The organism is Sphingomonas trueperi, assembly GCF_011927635.1.
Lineage (GTDB): Bacteria > Pseudomonadota > Alphaproteobacteria > Sphingomonadales > Sphingomonadaceae > Sphingomonas > Sphingomonas trueperi.
The window spans coordinates 44,071-60,423 of sequence record NZ_JAATJB010000019.1; the positions used below are offsets into that span (position 1 = coordinate 44,071).

Sequence of the window (16,353 nt, forward strand, 5' to 3'; positions counted from 1 at the left end):
GCCAGCTCTACACCCTCGACGCCATAAGGGCCGCAGCTTAGGTCTATTACTAGCTCGCCAAACGCGGGCCGGGGGCAATCGGGGACATATGGCAGCGCAGATCGACAGTCTTTCTACTGGCACCGACCATGACGGCCTGGTGCGCCGCTTAATTGCCCGCTGGCGTGACGATCAGGGCGCGACCTATCGGAGCTGGTTTCTTTGGGACGAGCGGTTGAAGAACTTCCGATCAATCCGGCGCGGCATCACCCAGGTTGTCGGCGAGATCGAGCGCGGCACGTTCGGCGTCGCCTACCGCGGATCGTCGCTCGAAACCGTCGTCCATTCCGTCGCCGAGCAGCGGCAAATCTTCAAGGGCGCGGACCATGCGTTCCTCTGGAAGCCGAAGCTCCGCATCCCCGACATTTACGAGAGCCCCGACAATCAGCGCGCGTTCGGCCGCTTGCTCGACGCCTGTTCCTGTTGCGACACGGCCGAGGAGATCATCAGCCATATCCACGCGATCGACCGTTTGAAGATCAAGGGGCTGGGTCCGGCGGTCGCCAACCTCCTCTACTTCCTTCACCCGACGCTGGTGCCGCCCTTCAACACCGCAATCGTTAAGGGCTACAACGCGCTGACGGGGGCGAATGTGAAGCTCGGGAGCTGGGAGCATTTTCTGGCGATGCGGACCGGCATCCTCGATCTCAACGACCGCTTCCGCGAGCTGCTATCGAATGATTTAGGCGCGATCGGCGGTCTGTTGTTCGACATCGGCTCCGATCGCTATCCGGCTCCGCCCCTCGACGTGAGCGGCGCGACGCTGGCGAGCTGGGGGCAGCGGCTTGAGGCGGCGCGCGAGGAAGCGCGCACGCTCAGCAAGGCCGCTCAGCGCGAGGGCGAGAACGAGCGCACCCATACCGAAATCCAGGCATGGCTTCGCGATCTAGGGTTGGCGCTCGGCTATGACGTATGGATCGCCGCGAACGACCGCAGCCGCGCCTTCGACGGATCACCCTTGGGCGCAGGATGCCTTGAGCGCCTGCCCGACACGATCGCGACGTCGAAGGGCGCTGACTCGATCCGGCTGATCGACGTGCTGTGGCTTGAGAAGGCCGGCGATCATGTCGCCGCGGCGTTCGAGGTGGAGCATTCGACCTCGATCTATTCGGGCATCGTCAGGATGCTCGACCTGGCCTTGAGCGGTGGCGACCTTCACGCGACCGCGGGGCTGTTCCTTGTCGCGCCCGACGCGCGCGAGACGGACGTTCGCGCGCAGTTGCAGCGGCCCGCGTTCAGCCGCGTAGCCGACCTCGACATATCCTACCTGCCCTATGGCGAGCTGGAGAAGAACCGGGAGGCCATCGCGCGGTTCGGATCGGGACTGAAAGCGATCAAGGCCGTTTCCAGCAAGCTCGCCTAGCCCGCTCCGCGCAAGGGATGATCCGGAGAGCCGCGTATCCTCTAGCATGTAGAGGAGTGCTGCCGTGACGATGCCATCCCCGGCCCCCTGGCTCGACGCCGTGCTGATCGGGTGGTTCGTGCTGACCGCCCTTTCGGTCGCTTACGTCGCGTGGGATGCCTTCACCCGCAACCCCGAGCTGCGCGTGATGAAATGGGGGTGGCTGTTGGTCACGCTCTATGGTGGCCCGATCATGGCCGCGGCCTATGTCCTGTCCTGCCAGGAGCCGGCGAACGAGCGGCACGAGGATTTCGTTCGACCGCTCTGGAAGCAGGCGTTCGGCTCGGCCATCCATTGCATGGCGGGCGATGCAACCGGCGTCATCGCCGCAGCCGCGATCACCACGGCGCTCGGCCTGCCGATGTGGCAGGACGTGATCGCGGAATATGTGTTCGGCTTCGCGTTCGGACTGCTGATTTTCCAGGCGCTTTTCATGCGCGACATGGCGGGCGGTTCCTATTGGGGCGCGCTTCGCATGTCGTTCATCCCCGAATGGCTGTCGATGAATGCCGTCATGGCCGGCATGATCCCGACGATGGTGGTGTTGATGAGCCGCGACATGGCCGCGATGCACGCCAGCTCGCTCCGCTTTTGGGGCGTCATGTCGCTGGCGACACTCGTCGGGTTCGCAGTCGCCTATCCGATCAACCTTTGGCTGGTTGGCGTGCGCTTGAAGCACGGCATGGGCACGGTGCGCGCGCTGGGGCATGGCGGACACGAAGTCGGCGCGGACCGGCAATCGGCCACGCCGATGCCGGACATGGGACACGACGCAATGGCAGGGATGAGCGGCATGGCGGCCGGCGCGCGCGTGACCGGACCTCAGATCGCCGCGATGACAGTGTTGACGCTCATCATGCTTGGCGCGGGCATCATCGTTGCGACGCTGTTCGGTCGGTGGGCCATGTAACTTGCCGCGAACGACGGAGATCGCGGCAAGGGGTGATCGCGCGGCGCGCGTATCTAGGAACAGGCGGGGGCTCATACGGAGATAATGCGATGCACCAGATCGACCCCGGCATGAAGGCGTGCATGGACGCCTGCCACGAATGCCATGTGACCTGTCTTCACATGGCGATGAACCATTGCCTCGAAATGGGCGGCCAGCACGCCGCGCCCGAGCATATGAAGATCATGGCCGACTGCGCGCAAATTTGCGCGGTTGCGATCGACTTCATGGCGCGCAAGTCCGCCCACCATCAGCATATCTGCCGCGAGTGTGCCGAGATCTGCCGGGCTTGCGCAGCGAGCTGCGAGGCCCTGGGCGGCATGGAGGATTGCGTGGCAGCGTGCCGGAAGTGCGCCGATTCCTGCGATCGGATGGCGGCATAGCGGGGCTTGCGCGGGCGGTCGCCCGCCCGCGCAGCTATCTGCATATCAACGGCCCATGCTCGCGATCACAGCGAACAGCTCGGCCGTGAACTTGGTCAGGAGCTCGGTCGCTGCGCTCCCGAAAATCACCAAACATACGCCTAGCGCGATCAGCTTAGGCACGAAGCTCAGCGTCTGTTCGCTAATCGACGTCGCCGCCTGGATGATGCTGATTATCAGCCCGACGATCATCATCGGCACGAGCAGCACCACGCAGATCAGGCCGGCCACGGCCAGCATCCTCCCCGTCTCGTCGAGCAGGATCGACTGATCCATCAGGCGCGGCCCCGTGAACGGCCGGGGACCGCGAGGGCTCCCCGGCCGCGCATCACATCGCCGATGCAGGCGGCGCGAGCGTCCCGAGCCAGGCGATCAGCCCGAGAACCGCGATGACACAGGCGGTTTCGATCGCCAGACTTGTCCGCAGCGCGCCGAGGGCGCCCTTGTGATCGTCCGCTGCGATCGACCGCTCGAATGCCGGCGTGAGCCGGAAGCGGTTGAGCGAGGCGAGCCCTAGCATGGCGACGAACAGCGCCAGCTTTGCGATCAGGAGCTGACCATAGAGCGTCGCAGGAAGCGTGGCGAGGTTGCCGATCCCGACCAGCATCCAGCCGTTGACCAGGCCGGTGACGAGGATCGTGCCGACCACAACCGTCCCGATCGCGCCGAACCCGTGCAGCGCGCGGTGCGTCAGCCCCAGATGCGCCGCGTCTACGCGCGCCGCGGGTCGGGAGACGAGCAGGAGCAGCCCCAGTAGTGCGCCAACCCAAGCGCCCGAGGCGATCAGATGGAGAATGTCGACGATGAGGTGGACCCAGCCCATCACGGCTTCGTCCATCGCGCCGTGTCCGGTCCACGCCAGCGTTGCGAGTGCCACGGCCGAGCAGAGCGCGACGATGCTCAGCCAGATGCCGCGCCCGCCCGCGACCAGCGCTGCCAGCGCCGCGAGGGCCACCATGACCATGCGCAGCTTCCATGCTGCTCCGATCGCAGAGCCGGTGAGCAGCGCGCCGACTGCTTCACGGTCGATCGGCCAGGCCGGCGTTCCGGCCATTGAGGAGGCCATCAGCACGACCCAGGCGCCTGAAAACAACAGGCTCAGGCCAGCGCTGGCGATGAACCAGGGACGCAGCGCGAGCGCGTCGCCGCGCTCGCGCGCCCGCAGCCCATAAAGGCTGAATGCGGCAAGGCCGAACAGCGCAGCCAGCGTCACGTAGAGCGCGAAGCGGACGCCGATAAGCGACCAGTCCCCCATCGCCTCACTTCACCGCGAAGACGTAGGTTCCTGCGACCTTGTGGGTGTCGGTCGAGACGACATTCCACGCGACGCTATACCGACCCGATGGGAGCGGCGATTTCGGGGTGATGACGAGGGTCCGGCCATCGGACGAGAGCGCGGAGGCGCTGGCCATCTTCATGGCTGCCATGCCGGGCATCGCTGCCATCGTGAGATCGGCCTTGGAGAAGGCTGGCATCAGCTTCTCGCTGAAATGAAGTTCGATACGAGCGGGCTTCGCGACCGTCGCATTGGCGGCCGGCGATGCCGACACCAGCTTAGGATGGGCGTTCGCCGTTCCGGCGAACATGACGAGAGCGGCAGCAGCAGTCAGAACGGATAGGCGGCGCATAGGGGGCCTTTCGACAGGAGGGTTCCTGTCCTTCATTACGCGCCCCGATCGACCACCCCTCACGGATGGATTTGAGGGATGGGCGCGTCGCTTGCGTAATCCATGCTAGAGGGGTGGAGTGAACGACATGGACCTCGACGCAGTATTGATGAGGCTGGCGCAAGCACCCGTGCCCGCGAGCCTTGATGGCATGGAAGATCGCGTGCTGGCGCGGGTCGCCGCACGTCCAGCGGCGCGCGCCGGCTTAGGCGTTGGGGCAATGACGATCGCTGCGGCGCTCGTCATGGGCATCTTCGGTGCCGGTGTGCCCGCGAAGGAAGCCAGCGCGGCTTCGCTATCGCCCTTGGGGCCGGTGTCGCCGCTCGCGCCCTCCACGCTGCTCGTCGGCGTGCAATGAGCGGCCGCATCCGCCTTCTGCTTGGCATTGTCGCGTGCTTCATCGCCGCGATCATCGGTGTGTTCGTGGGGCGGGCGCTACTTCCGCCACGTGCCCAGCCCGGCTCGGAGCTGCACGACGTGCTGCATCATAAGCTGGCGCTGGACGCCAACCAGGAAGCGCGACTTGAAGTGCTGGAGCAGCGTTTCGCCGTGCAGCGGCGCGCATTCGAGCTGGAATTGCGGGCGAACAATGCCCGGCTCGCTGAAGCGATCGAGGCCGAGCATGGCAACGGGCCGCGCGTCGCCGCAGCGGTCGACCAGAGCCACGCCGTCATGGGCGAGCTCCAGAAAGCGACGCTGGCGCACATCTTCGCCATGCGCCAGCTCTTGCGGCCCAATCAGACCGGCCAGTTCGATCAGGCCGTGGTGAAGGCGCTCACCGACGACGCACGTTGAGGTTCGGCGCGTGAGCCTCGACTGGACCACGCTTACGGACGGCGAGCTGGCGACCCTCAGCATCGCCGGGCGCGAAGCCGCCTTCGCCGAGATCATGCGCCGCCATCGGCAGTCAATCTTCCGCATGGTGCGCGCGTGCGTCGGCGAGGCCGACGAGGCGCTGGACCTTCTGCAGGAGACCTTCGTCGCGGCGCATCAGGCCCTGCCCCGCTACGACGGCGATCGATCGATGCGCGCGTGGCTATCGACGATCGCGATCAACAAGTGCCGCGATTGGGGGCGCAAGCGCACCGTGCGGCGCTTTCTGGCGTTCGCCGCACCGATCGGCCCGGAAGCCGAAGCCATTGCAGACGACCAGGTGGCGATCGACGACGCGACGGGCGACCGACAGGAACTCGACCGCGTGACGCGCGCCATTGCGGGCTTGCCGACCGCATTGAAGGAATCCTTGGTGCTGCGCACGATCGAGGGGTTGAGCCAGGCTGAAACCGCGGCAGTGTTGTCGATCAGCGAAAAGGCGGTAGAAACCCGCCTCTATCGCGCGCGATCGAAGTTGCTGGAGCGATTGGGCGGGCGCTGAGGGATAGCGCCCTGAGCTGCGTATCAAGGCTAGAGGGACACTCCCGTTCGAGAGCCTTGAGGACCGTATGAGCCGCACTATCGATCGCCGCCAGATGCTTCGCGGCGCCGCCCTTGCTGGCGGTGGCATGGCGCTGACCGCCTATATGCCCGCGTGGGCGCAGCCTGTCTCGGGCGGGATCGTCAAACCGCTGCCGACCGTCTCGGGCACTGACATCGCGCTGACGATCGACAGTTTCAGACTTCCCGTCGACGGCAAGTCGACGCCCGCAATCGGCGTCAACGGCACGGTGCCGGCCCCTCTCATTCGCTTGAAGGAGGGGCAAAAGGTCCGCCTCTCCGTCACCAACAATCTCGACGAGGACAGTTCGATCCACTGGCATGGGCTGCTCGTGCCGTTCGCGATGGACGGCGTGCCCGGCATCAGCTTCCCCGGCATCAAGGCGCGCTCGACCTTCATCTACGAGTTCCCGATCATCCAGTCGGGCACCTACTGGTATCACAGCCATTCCGGCGAGCAGGAGCAGGGCGGACTTTACGGGCCGATCGTGATCGACCCGGCCGGTGCCGATCCGATCGCGTTCGACCGCGAGCATGTGATCGTGCTGTCCGACCACAGCCAGATGACCGGCGAGCAGATTTTCCGGAAGCTGAAGCAGATGGGCGGCGCCTATTTCAACTATCAGCGGCCGACCCTCGCGGGCTTGCTCGCGGGTCGGGAAATGCCGCTCAAGGACCGGATCGAGTGGGGAAAGATGCGAATGGACCCCGCCGACATCGCCGACGTCACCGGCTCGACCTATACCTTCCTGGTCAACGGCTACGGGCCGTATGACAACTGGACGGGGCTGTTCAAGCCGGGCGAGCGGGTCCGCTTGCGGATCATCAACGCCGCGGCGCAGACCAACTTCAACGTCCGCATCCCCGACCTGCCGATGACCGTCGTGCAGGCCGATGGGCAGAATGTCCGTCCGGTGAAGATCGACGAGTTCCAGATCGGCGTTGCCGAGACGTTCGACGTGATCGTGACGCCCGAGGACCGGGCCTACAGCTTCGTCTCCGAGGCTATCGATCGCTCCGGCATGGGCCGGGCGACGCTCGCCCCGCGTGAGGGGATGGTCGCCCCGGTCCCGCCGCTTCGTCCGCGCACGCTGCTGACCATGACCGATATGGGCATGGACATGGGGAGCATGGGCGGGATGCAGGGCATGTCCGGCATGAAGGACGAGAGCCCGGTCGCCACGCGCGGGCCGGACCCCACCTTGATGCAGAACGCCTCGCGCAATCTTTGGAAGCTGACGGGCTGGAAGGGGCCGACCGATCACGGGACGGTCGCGGCAGGCGCAGCGATGGCGGGCATGTCCGGCATGTCGGGCATGGACCACAGCCAGATGGGCGGCGCTGTAATGCCCGGGATGGACCATAGCCAAATGGCAGCGGGCGGTGCTGGCATGGCCGGCATGGACCATAGTGCCATGTCGGGCGGATCGGGCCAGGCTGGCGGCATGGCCGGGATGGACCACGGGTCGGGTGGCGGCATGAACATGAACATGCGCGACCCGAAGAATGCGCCGGGCGTGAAGATGGGGCCGGGCGTGCAGACCATCTCCCCGATGCCGAAGGACCGTAGCGGTGAACCGCCCCAGGGTCTGGAGGGCCTGGATCACCGCGTCCTCACCTATCGCGACCTCGTTTCGCTCGCGCCCAACCCCGACGTGCGCGCGCCGTCGCGTCAGTTCGAGATCCATCTGACCGGTAACATGGAGCGCTACATGTGGGGCTTCGACGGGCAGAAGCTGAGCGATCCCGCCGACCCCATCCCGTTCCGCAAAGGCGAGCGGGCGCGGGTGACGTTGGTCAACGATACGATGATGCCGCACCCCATCCATCTCCACGGCCATTTCTTCGAGCTGGTGACGGGGCACGGCAATCATGCGCCGCGCAAGCACACCGTCAACGTGCCGCCTGGAGGCAAGATGACCTTTGATCTGACCGCCGATGCACCCGGCGATTGGGCGTTCCACTGTCACAATCTCTACCACATGACCGCAGGCATGATGCGCGTCGTCACCGTTCGCCCGTTCGCGGGAGAGGCGGCATGAACCGGCTGACCGCGGCGCTCGCCGCCGCCACCATGCTCGGCATCGCCGGTCCTGTCGCCGCTCAGTCGATGCAGGGCATGGATCATTCGGCAATGCCGGGCATGACCATGCCGATGCCTGCGAAAAAGAAGCCGGTGGTGAAGCCCACGGCCAAAGGCAAGCCGGCCAAGACTAGGTCAGCTCCTGCGAGGCGACCATCAGCTTCGACGACGAAACGCCGCGCCGCGCCAACGGCCGGCATGAATGGTATGGATCACGGGACCATGCCGGGCATGGATCACTCGTCTATGCCCGGCATGGACCATGCGGCTCCGCAGGGCTCACAGCAGGGCATGGAAGCCATGCCGGGGATGCAGATGCCCGGAAACGGCCAAACGGTCCCTCAGGGCTCCCAGCAGCCGATGCAGGGCATGGACCATTCGGCGATGCCGGGGATGACCATGCCAGCCGACCAGCACAGCGGCCACGACATGCAGGGCATGTCGGGAATGGCCGGAATGCCAGGCATGGCGGCCGATGGGGTGCAGCAGACTGGCACCGCGCTTCCCGCAGGAAACGCCCCCGCCCCGCCCCTGCCGACCGACCATGCGGCCGACAGCGTTTACGGCGCGGACGCGATGGCGATGGGTCGCCATCACCTTCAGCAGCATCACGGCGGTCAAAACTTCAGCCAGGTGCTATTGAACCTCGCTGAGTATCAATTCCGCAACGGTCGTGACGGCTATCGCTGGGATGGCGAGGCGTGGTTCGGGGGTGACATCAACCGCCTCTTCATCAAGTCTGAGGGCGAGGGAGCCTTCCGCGAGGGCATCGAGAGCGCCGAGGTGCAGGCGCTCTATAGCCGGACCATTGGCCCTTATTTCAATCTACAAGCGGGTGTCCGCCAGGATTTGGGGCCGTCCCCGAAACGCACCTATGCGACCGTCGGGCTGGAGGGGCTGGCACCGGGCTTCTTCGAGCTAGAGGGCGCGGTATTCCTGTCCAACAAGGGCGACCTGCTAGGGCGGCTTGAGGGCTATTACGACCAGCGCATCACCCAGCGGCTGATCCTGCAACCGCGCGCCGAGCTCAATTTCGCTGCGCAGGACGTGCCGGAAAACCGGATCGGATCGGGCCTATCCAACGCCGAGCTTGGATTGCGGCTGCGTTATGAGATCCGGCGCGAGTTCGCCCCCTATGTCGGCGTGTCATGGGATCGCCGCTTCGGCGACACCGCCCGCTACGCGCGCGCCGATGGGGATCGCGCAACGTCCAAGAGCATCGTCGCCGGCGTTCGTGTCTGGTTCTGATCGATGGAGGAACAGATGGCTCAAGACGGCAGGCGCTCGATAAGGCAGCACTTCCCGAGCCTGCCGTTCGTAGGCGCCCTGGCGATCGTCCTGGCGCTGGGCGCAGCCGCGTTTATCTACCTTGGCGTGTATAACATCGCGGCCGACGAACCGCACACGCCGGCGGTCTATTCAATGCTCGAACGCCTGCGCGATCGGTCGATTGAGGCACGCGCGCGCGGCATAACACCCCCGGCCGATCTGGCATCGGCGCAGCGCGTGTCAGTCGGCGCGGGCCTTTACGGAGAAATGTGTTCCGGTTGCCATCTCGGCCCCGGCGTCGAGAAATCCGAGATGAGCCAGGGCCTCTATCCACAGGCGCCGGAACTCGCGCGCGCTCAAGATCTCACCCCCGCCCAGCAATTCTGGATCATCAAGCACGGGGTGAAGCTCAGCGCCATGCCGGCATGGGGCAAGACGCATCCCGACCCCCTAATTTGGAATATGGTCGCGTTCGTCCGCAAGCTCCCCGGCATGACGCCCGAACAGTATAAGGCACTGGTCGCGAGCGCCCCGGCCGATCACGACGAGATGATGAAGGACATGCCGGGTATGAAGTGACCCCGGCGACGAGGTTGAGGGAGGAGTGGTTCTGAAAAGCGCGAAACTGAGGCTGCATCTACTCGCGAGCCGCACGCACAAATGGCTCGCGATCATCATCGGCGCGCAGCTCCTGCTATGGTTCGCAAGCGGCGCCCTGATGAGCTTCCTGCCGATCGATCGGGTGCATGGCGATCACCTCGTTGACCGCAAAGCCGCGGCGCCCCTTCCCCGCGGCAGCACGTTCGCCCCACCATCGGCGATCGTAGGCGCAGCAGATGCGCCCATCGAGGCCATCACCTATCGCATGTGGCTTGGCCGCCCGGTCGCCGAGGTCGCGACAGCCAAGGGAACGCGCCTGTTCGACGCCGCGACGGGCCAAGCGCTGCCAGCACCAACGGCTCGTGAGGCCGAGGAGATCGCGCGTTTGGCATGGCGTGGCGGTGCTCGACCAGCGGCGAAGGTAGAGCGGATCGAGCGCGCCAGCCCCGAATATCGCGGCACGCTCCCCGCCTGGCGCGTCGCGTTCGCCGACCTCGATTCCACCCGCGTCTTTGTCGCGGCCGACACCGGTCGGATCTCGGCTGTCCGAACCGGCACTTGGCGGCTCTACGACTTCTTCTGGGGCCTTCACATCATGGATTGGACGAATCACGAGAACTTCAACACGCCCTGGCTGCTCGCCTTCGCGATCGGTGGGCTTGCGCTTTGGTTAGGGGGGGCAGTGCTTCTCTACATGCGATGGCCCAAAACGCGGCGTCGCAACATCGTGATCGAGGCATAATATACGCGGCTCAGGAGCGTAGCCCTCGGAAATAAAGTCCTGTTTCCTGACAATTTCTCGCGCGTTCTAGCACCCCGGGTGAGGGATAGCCGCCTCGCACGCGTAGAAGTCTTAGAACCCAGGGAGATCAATAATGCGCTTCGCACCAACATTCGCAGCTTTGGCGCTGCTCGCCACGCCCGCCCTCGCGCAGCAGAGCGGCGGAATGCAGGGCATGAACCACGGTCAGATGGCCGGCATGAACCACGACGACATGGCGGGCATGATGGCCGGCAATCCCTACGGCCAGGCCGAGATGGACATGCATCAGAAGATGATGGCGGCCAAGCAGGGCGACGCGGCCGAAATGTGGACGCGCAAGATGATCGAGCATCACCGAGGCGCCATCGCCATGTCGCGCGTTGCGGTGCGTGACGCGCGCGACGCCGAGACCAAGCGCATGGCGCAGATGACGATCACGAAACAGGAAAAGGATATTGCCGAGCTGCAGGCGTGGCTCAGCAAGCACGGCAAGCGCCCGCAATAAGGGAGCGCTGCCCCGCCCTGTCGATCCCCCTACCCCCCGGCAGGGCGGGGATTTCCTTTTAGGAGCTGATGATGAAGAATGGTGTTCGTGGCGCCGTCGCCGCCTTGCTAATGACCATCCCAGCGGTCGCATCGGCCGCGGCCGACATCGCCATGCACCGCGATCCGGGTTGCGGCTGTTGCGAGAAATGGGCGGCGCAGGTGCGTCAGCAGTTCGGCCGCAAGGTCCAGATCATCGACGATGATCGCCGTGAGGTGCTGCAGCGTAAGATCGGCCTGCCCGCTGACCTCGCGTCCTGCCATACCGCGATCATCGACGGCATGGCGTTTGAGGGACATGTCCCGATCGCGGACATGAAGCGCGCGCTGGCCCAGCATCCTAAAGGCGTGCGCGGCTTGGCCGTGGCCGGAATGCCGATGGGCTCACCGGGCATGGAGGTGCCCGGCATGAGAACCCAGCCCTATGACGTCATTGCGTTCGGTGCCGCTGGCCGGCGTGTCTTTGCTAGCCACGGCGCCTAAACGACAGGTTGTCTTGTGAGCGGCAAATCTTCCCCGGCGCTTCATGCCGGCACTACGGCACCCGGCAAACCACCCGTATTGACCTCGGCGTTGACAATTGGGATAGTATCCGGGTGTTGAAAGCTCGTCTTTCTCTCTTGCTTCTTGTTGGAGCGTTGCTTGGCCTTTTGGGCCAAGGAATTGCGTATGCGGCCGGCCCATCGCTCTCACCCAAGATGGCGATGAGCCATGTCACCCCATCCCGCATGGATTGCGCGGGTATGGCGACCCCGGATCCGTCATCGGAACACCCATGCAAAGGACTGACGCTGGCGTGTATCGCCCAAATGGGATGCGTTGTTCCCATGACGTTTGAGGAGCCGGCAAGAGTGCTGAAGCGCTCGATCGCATCTCAAATCGTTATCTGGCCTGCCAGCCGGGCACTTGCCGGCCTCAACGTCGCTCCCGAGCCCGAACCGCCTACCGTTTGATCGAGTCAAGCCGTGTCAGGCTGCAGCCGTTCGCCGGTTGCGGCTCTGCCGATTTTAAATCTCGATCAAATTGGAAAGTGACATGAAAACGTTCATCTTGGCGGTATTTGCCGCTAGCCTCGCCGCGTCGGCAGCGACGGCGGCCACATCTGAAAATAAAAGCAATGGTCATTGGGAGTGGCGTTCCAATTACCAGCCGGGCCCGCGGGCGCCGCTTCAAGCCCCACGTCGCGTATGGGTTACGGACGTTCCCCAGTCGAGCGCCTGCGTGTGCCCGATGATGGAACGCGGTCGCGACGCCTGCATGTCAATGAAGGGCGGCCAGTCAACTTAAGCTGGCGAGCCTGAACAGGTGCCGGGCTCCGATCAACCATTTGGAGCCCGGCCATCATTATGACATGAAGGGACTAGAGGGATGCGCGCATCCATGATGCTCGCGGTCGCCGCGCTCACGACGAGCGCCGCGCACGCGCAGACACTTACCTATGACCAAGCGCTGCGCGATGCGGTTGCCAACGCCCCGGGAGCGGTTGCCGGTCGCGCGGGGGTCAGCGCCGCCCAAGCCGATGCACGTGCGGCGGGAAGCCTTCCGGACCCCCGTGTGTCGATCGGAATCGAGAATTATCCTGTCTCTGGGCCACCCGCCTTCTCCCTATCCAGAGACGACATGACGATGGGGCGTGTCGGTTTCCAACAGGACCTACCCAACCTTGCCAAGCGTCATGCCGCGCAAGCGCAGGCACGCGCCGTGATCGCAACGGCAGAAGCATCGCAAGCGACCAAGCTCCGGGAGGTGCGATTGGGAGCGGGGCAGGCATGGATCGACCTTGCTTATGCCGAGCGTCGACTAGCTGCCCTCGACACCGTTCTGCTATTCCTTCGATCTCTCCCTTCCGCTGCGCGGGCCGCCGTGACGACCGGTTCGGTCCGCCCTGGTCAGACACTGACGACCGATCAGGAGATCGCGGCACTCGACGACCGCCGCGACGAGTTGATGGCCGCCGTTGCGCGCGCCCGCGCGATGCTGGCTCGCTGGACCGGCGTATCGGCGCCCGAGATTGCCGGCGATATGCCCGCGATCGATCTGGCTCCGGCGCGGCTGCGGGACGCGCTCAGCCTTCACTCCGACATGGTTCTCGCCGAGGCCGGTATTCAGCGCGCCCAGGCCGACGTGGATGCGGCGCGAGCGGAGAAGCGACCCGATTGGGGGGTAGAGGTAGCTTATCAACGCCGTGACCCCCGGTATGGCGACATGGTGTCGGCGGGAGTTTCGATGAGCCTGCCGCTGTTCGCTCGATCGCGTCAGAACCCGCGCATCGAAGCCCGCAAATCCGCACAGGCGCAGGCCGAGGCCGCGCGCGAAGAAACCCGGCGCACATTGGCAGCCGATCTGGAGGCCGCGCTGGCGGACCACCAAATGCATCACAGCCAATGGCAGCGCGCGCGCGACGTGCTCCTTCCGCTCGCTCGGAAGCGAGCCGATCTGGAGATAGCGAGCTACTCTGCCGGTCGCGCGAGTCTTGCGGATGCCATCGAAGCCAAGACCGCGCTCGCCGACGCCGAGCTGACCGTGCTCGACCGTGAGGCGCTCGTCGCCGCAGACTCTGTCCGCCTCACCATTACCTTCGGGAGCGCCGATCGATGAGCGACACTACCATTACCCGCGCCCGCCTTGTCACCGCGGTAAGCGCGCTGGTGCTGGTCGCAGGGGGCGTGGGCTTCGGGCTCGCGAAACTTGGCACGTCCTCGGCTGCCGATCAAACGGCATCCCCAGCCCCGCAGAAGAAGATCCTCTACTGGTATGATCCGATGATCCCGGGGGAGCGGCACGACGGCCCGGGTCTCTCGTCGATGGGGATGAAACTGATCCCCCGCTATGCCGACGAGGGCGCAGGCGGTAGCGCCGCACCGGGCGTAGCGATCGATCCGGCCAGCCTCCAGCGGCTCGGCGCGCGGATCGTCACGGTCGAACGCGGATCGTTGTCAAACTCGGCCTCGGCAACCGGCAGCATCGAGTTCAATGACCGCAACGTTGCGGTCGTGCAGGCACGCAGCGGCGGCTTCGTTCAGCGCGTCTATGCGCGCGCGCCAGGCGATGTCGTGCCGGCAGGCGCCCCGCTCGCCGATATCCTTGTGCCCGAATGGGCGGGCGCGCAGGCGGAGTATCTCGCCGTGCGCCGCACCGGGGATGCCGGGCTCACGCGGGCGGCACGAGAGCGCCTGTTGCTTCTCGGGATGCCCGCCGGATCGATTGCATCGGCGGAGTGGCGCGGCCGACCGCAAGGTGTGACGACGATCAGCACGCCCGTGGGGGGCGTCATCAAGACGCTCGGCGTCCGACAGGGGATGACGGTCGCGCAAGGACAGACACTGGCGGAGGTGAACGGCCTCGCCACCGTGTGGCTGAACGCGGCTGTCCCTGAGGCCCTCGCAGGAAACCTGCGGATCGGCACGCCCGTCATCGCCACGCTGGCGGCTTTCCCGGGCGAAAGCTTCAGGGGCCGCATCGCTGCGATCCTGCCCCAGGCCGAGGCAGCGAGCCGCACGCTCACAATCCGCGTCGAGCTCCCCAACCGTGCCGGCCGGTTGCGCCCCGGTATGTTCGCCAGCGTGGCGCTCGACCAGGGGAGCCGCGATGCACTCCTTGTTCCGAGTGAGGCCGTGATCCGGACCGGCCGGCGCACACTCGTCATGTTGGCAGGGCCGGGTGGACGCTTTCGACCCGCCGAGGTTCGCACTGGCGCAGAAGGCGGCGGCAAAACCGAGATAGTCGCCGGCCTGACCGAGGGTGAGAAGGTTGTCGCGTCGGGCCAGTTCCTGATCGACTCCGAAGCGAGCCTCGCTGGCCTCGATGCGCGTCCGATTGGTGTCGAAGCGTCACCCGCAACAAAGCCGGCCGTGAAACCCACCGCGTCGATCTACGAGACGGTCGGCAGCATCGAGGCGATCGATCGCAGTTCCGTCACCCTGTCCCATCAGCCCGTTCCGGCGATCGGCTGGCCGGCCATGACAATGACGTTCCGCGTCGCCGATCCCGCGTTGGTGCGTGGGTATCGCAAGGGTGAGCGGGTGCGGTTCGGCTTTGATCAACCCGCCGATGGTCCAACGCTGCGCCGCATGACGCGCGAGGCTGGGCGATGATTGCCGCGATCATCCGCTGGTCGGTCGCGAACCGCTTCCTCGTCGTCCTGGCGGCCATCGCGCTCGCCATGGCCGGGGTGTTCGCAATGCGTGCCACCCCCGTCGATGCGCTCCCCGACCTGTCCGACACGCAGGTCATCATCCGCACGAGCTGGCCGGGCCAAGCCCCGCAGATCGTCGAGAACCAGGTGACGTATCCGCTCACCACGACGATGCTGTCCGTGCCTGGCGCGAAAACCGTGCGCGGCTATTCGTTCTTCGGCGACAGCTACGTCTATGTCCTCTTCGAGGATGGGACCGACCTCTATTGGGCGCGCTCACGCGTGCTGGAGTATCTGAGCCAGGTGCAGGGACGGCTTCCCCAAGGCGCGCAGGCCGCGCTGGGTCCTGATGCGACGGGGGTCGGCTGGGTCTATGAATACACGCTGTTGGACCGCACCGGCCGCCGTGACCTGTCGCAGCTCCGATCCTTGCAGGACTGGTTCCTACGTTATGAACTGAAAACGCTGCCCGGCGTTGCGGAGGTGGCGAGCATCGGCGGAATGGTGAAGCAATATCAGGTGCTGCTCGACCCGACGCGGCTCGCCGCATTCGGTGTCACGCACACTCAGGCCGTCGATGCCATTCGCCGCGCCAATCAGGAGGCCGGCGGGTCCGTCCTCGAGCTGGGCGAAGCCGAATATATGGTGCGCGCGTCAGGTTACTTGCGCACCGTCGACGATTTCCGCGCGATCCCGCTCAAGGTCGCCGGTGCCGGCGTCCCCGTTACCTTGGGCGACGTCGCGTCGATCCAGATCGGCCCCGAGATGCGCCGCGGCATCGCCGAGCTGAACGGCGAAGGCGAGGTCGCGGGCGGAGTCGTCATCCTGCGTCAGGGCAAGAATGCACGGCAGACGATCGAAGCCGTCAAGGCCAAGCTCGCGGAACTGAAAGCGAGCCTTCCCCCCGGCGTCGAGATCGTCACCACCTATGACCGCTCGCAATTGATCGACCGTGGTCTGCCTTGGAAAAACTGGTCCAATTCTGAAGAGAGCCCTGCGGGGCGTGAGAATTGGAGATTGGTATGGGACGTCAGCGGTTTACGCCGG

General features: G+C 65.4%; 18 protein-coding genes. 15 read left to right on the forward strand and 3 right to left on the reverse strand.

What is annotated here, in order from left to right:
* Nucleotides 1-88 precede the first annotated feature (88 nt).
* The 3 genes from GGR89_RS20055 (at nt 89) to GGR89_RS20065 (ending at nt 2,773) form a co-directional block, all read left to right on the forward strand.
* Nucleotides 89-1,402: a hypothetical protein gene (locus GGR89_RS20055; protein ID WP_017980793.1), complete on the forward strand. Its 1,314-nt coding sequence runs from the start codon at nt 89-91 to the stop codon at nt 1,400-1,402.
* A gap of 70 nt (nt 1,403-1,472) precedes the next feature.
* Nucleotides 1,473-2,351, forward strand: coding sequence for a DUF4396 domain-containing protein (locus GGR89_RS20060; RefSeq protein WP_017980792.1), 879 nt, complete (start codon nt 1,473-1,475; stop codon nt 2,349-2,351).
* An 89-nt stretch (nt 2,352-2,440) separates the two neighbouring features.
* Entirely contained in the window at nt 2,441-2,773 is a 333-nt protein-coding gene (locus tag GGR89_RS20065; protein WP_017980791.1) for a four-helix bundle copper-binding protein, read from the forward strand.
* A 45-nt stretch (nt 2,774-2,818) separates the two neighbouring features.
* Here GGR89_RS20065 and GGR89_RS20070 read toward each other — a convergent pair whose 3' ends face one another.
* Genes GGR89_RS20070 through copC form a run of 3 tightly spaced genes read right to left on the reverse strand, consistent with a single transcriptional unit; the run spans nt 2,819 to nt 4,440 of the window.
* Entirely contained in the window at nt 2,819-3,088 is a 270-nt protein-coding gene (locus tag GGR89_RS20070) for a flagellar biosynthetic protein FliQ (RefSeq protein ID WP_017980790.1), read from the reverse strand.
* Nucleotides 3,089-3,140: 52 nt separating this feature from the next.
* Complete coding sequence (gene copD, locus GGR89_RS20075) at nt 3,141-4,067, reverse strand: copper homeostasis membrane protein CopD (RefSeq protein WP_017980789.1); 927 nt, start codon at nt 4,065-4,067, stop codon at nt 3,141-3,143.
* Nucleotides 4,068-4,071: 4 nt separating this feature from the next.
* Nucleotides 4,072-4,440, reverse strand: coding sequence for a copper homeostasis periplasmic binding protein CopC (copC, locus tag GGR89_RS20080; protein ID WP_020486671.1), 369 nt, complete (start codon nt 4,438-4,440; stop codon nt 4,072-4,074).
* Nucleotides 4,441-4,567: 127 nt separating this feature from the next.
* On the opposite strand from copC, the gene GGR89_RS20085 reads away from it, so the two are divergent.
* The 12 genes from GGR89_RS20085 to GGR89_RS20140 form a co-directional block, all read left to right on the forward strand.
* The gene (locus tag GGR89_RS20085) at nt 4,568-4,837 is read left to right on the forward strand and encodes a hypothetical protein (protein ID WP_020486670.1); all 270 of its coding nucleotides are present in this window, start codon (nt 4,568-4,570) and stop codon (nt 4,835-4,837) included.
* The gene (locus GGR89_RS20090) at nt 4,834-5,274 is read left to right on the forward strand and encodes a periplasmic heavy metal sensor (RefSeq protein WP_017980786.1); all 441 of its coding nucleotides are present in this window, start codon (nt 4,834-4,836) and stop codon (nt 5,272-5,274) included. Before GGR89_RS20085 ends, GGR89_RS20090 begins: the two co-directional genes overlap by 4 nt.
* A gap of 10 nt (nt 5,275-5,284) precedes the next feature.
* Nucleotides 5,285-5,854, forward strand: coding sequence for an RNA polymerase sigma factor (locus GGR89_RS20095; protein WP_018251214.1), 570 nt, complete (start codon nt 5,285-5,287; stop codon nt 5,852-5,854).
* A gap of 67 nt (nt 5,855-5,921) precedes the next feature.
* Complete coding sequence (locus GGR89_RS20100) at nt 5,922-7,955, forward strand: copper resistance system multicopper oxidase (RefSeq protein WP_018251213.1); 2,034 nt, start codon at nt 5,922-5,924, stop codon at nt 7,953-7,955.
* Complete coding sequence (locus tag GGR89_RS20105) at nt 7,952-9,244, forward strand: copper resistance protein B (RefSeq protein WP_043060765.1); 1,293 nt, start codon at nt 7,952-7,954, stop codon at nt 9,242-9,244. Before GGR89_RS20100 ends, GGR89_RS20105 begins: the two co-directional genes overlap by 4 nt.
* Before the next feature lie 15 nt (nt 9,245-9,259).
* Nucleotides 9,260-9,844: a c-type cytochrome gene (locus GGR89_RS20110; RefSeq protein ID WP_024310687.1), complete on the forward strand. Its 585-nt coding sequence runs from the start codon at nt 9,260-9,262 to the stop codon at nt 9,842-9,844.
* Nucleotides 9,845-9,869: 25 nt separating this feature from the next.
* Nucleotides 9,870-10,607, forward strand: a complete 738-nt coding sequence (locus tag GGR89_RS20115) for a PepSY domain-containing protein (RefSeq protein WP_017980780.1) — start codon at nt 9,870-9,872, stop codon at nt 10,605-10,607.
* Nucleotides 10,608-10,740: 133 nt separating this feature from the next.
* The gene (locus GGR89_RS20120; RefSeq protein WP_042469554.1) at nt 10,741-11,133 is read left to right on the forward strand and encodes a DUF305 domain-containing protein; all 393 of its coding nucleotides are present in this window, start codon (nt 10,741-10,743) and stop codon (nt 11,131-11,133) included.
* A 68-nt stretch (nt 11,134-11,201) separates the two neighbouring features.
* Nucleotides 11,202-11,654 carry a DUF411 domain-containing protein gene (locus GGR89_RS20125; protein ID WP_017980778.1) on the forward strand — a complete coding sequence of 151 codons (453 nt, stop codon included), beginning with the start codon at nt 11,202-11,204 and terminating at the stop codon, nt 11,652-11,654.
* A gap of 897 nt (nt 11,655-12,551) precedes the next feature.
* The gene (locus GGR89_RS20130; protein ID WP_018251210.1) at nt 12,552-13,769 is read left to right on the forward strand and encodes a TolC family protein; all 1,218 of its coding nucleotides are present in this window, start codon (nt 12,552-12,554) and stop codon (nt 13,767-13,769) included.
* Nucleotides 13,766-15,265 (forward strand): efflux RND transporter periplasmic adaptor subunit, encoded by a 1,500-nt coding sequence (locus GGR89_RS20135; RefSeq protein ID WP_061780583.1) that lies wholly within the window; start codon nt 13,766-13,768, stop codon nt 15,263-15,265. Before GGR89_RS20130 ends, GGR89_RS20135 begins: the two co-directional genes overlap by 4 nt.
* The coding region (locus GGR89_RS20140; protein ID WP_245201742.1) for an efflux RND transporter permease subunit at nt 15,262-16,353 on the forward strand (1,092 nt) is incomplete at its 3' end. The genes GGR89_RS20135 and GGR89_RS20140, both read left to right, overlap by 4 nt.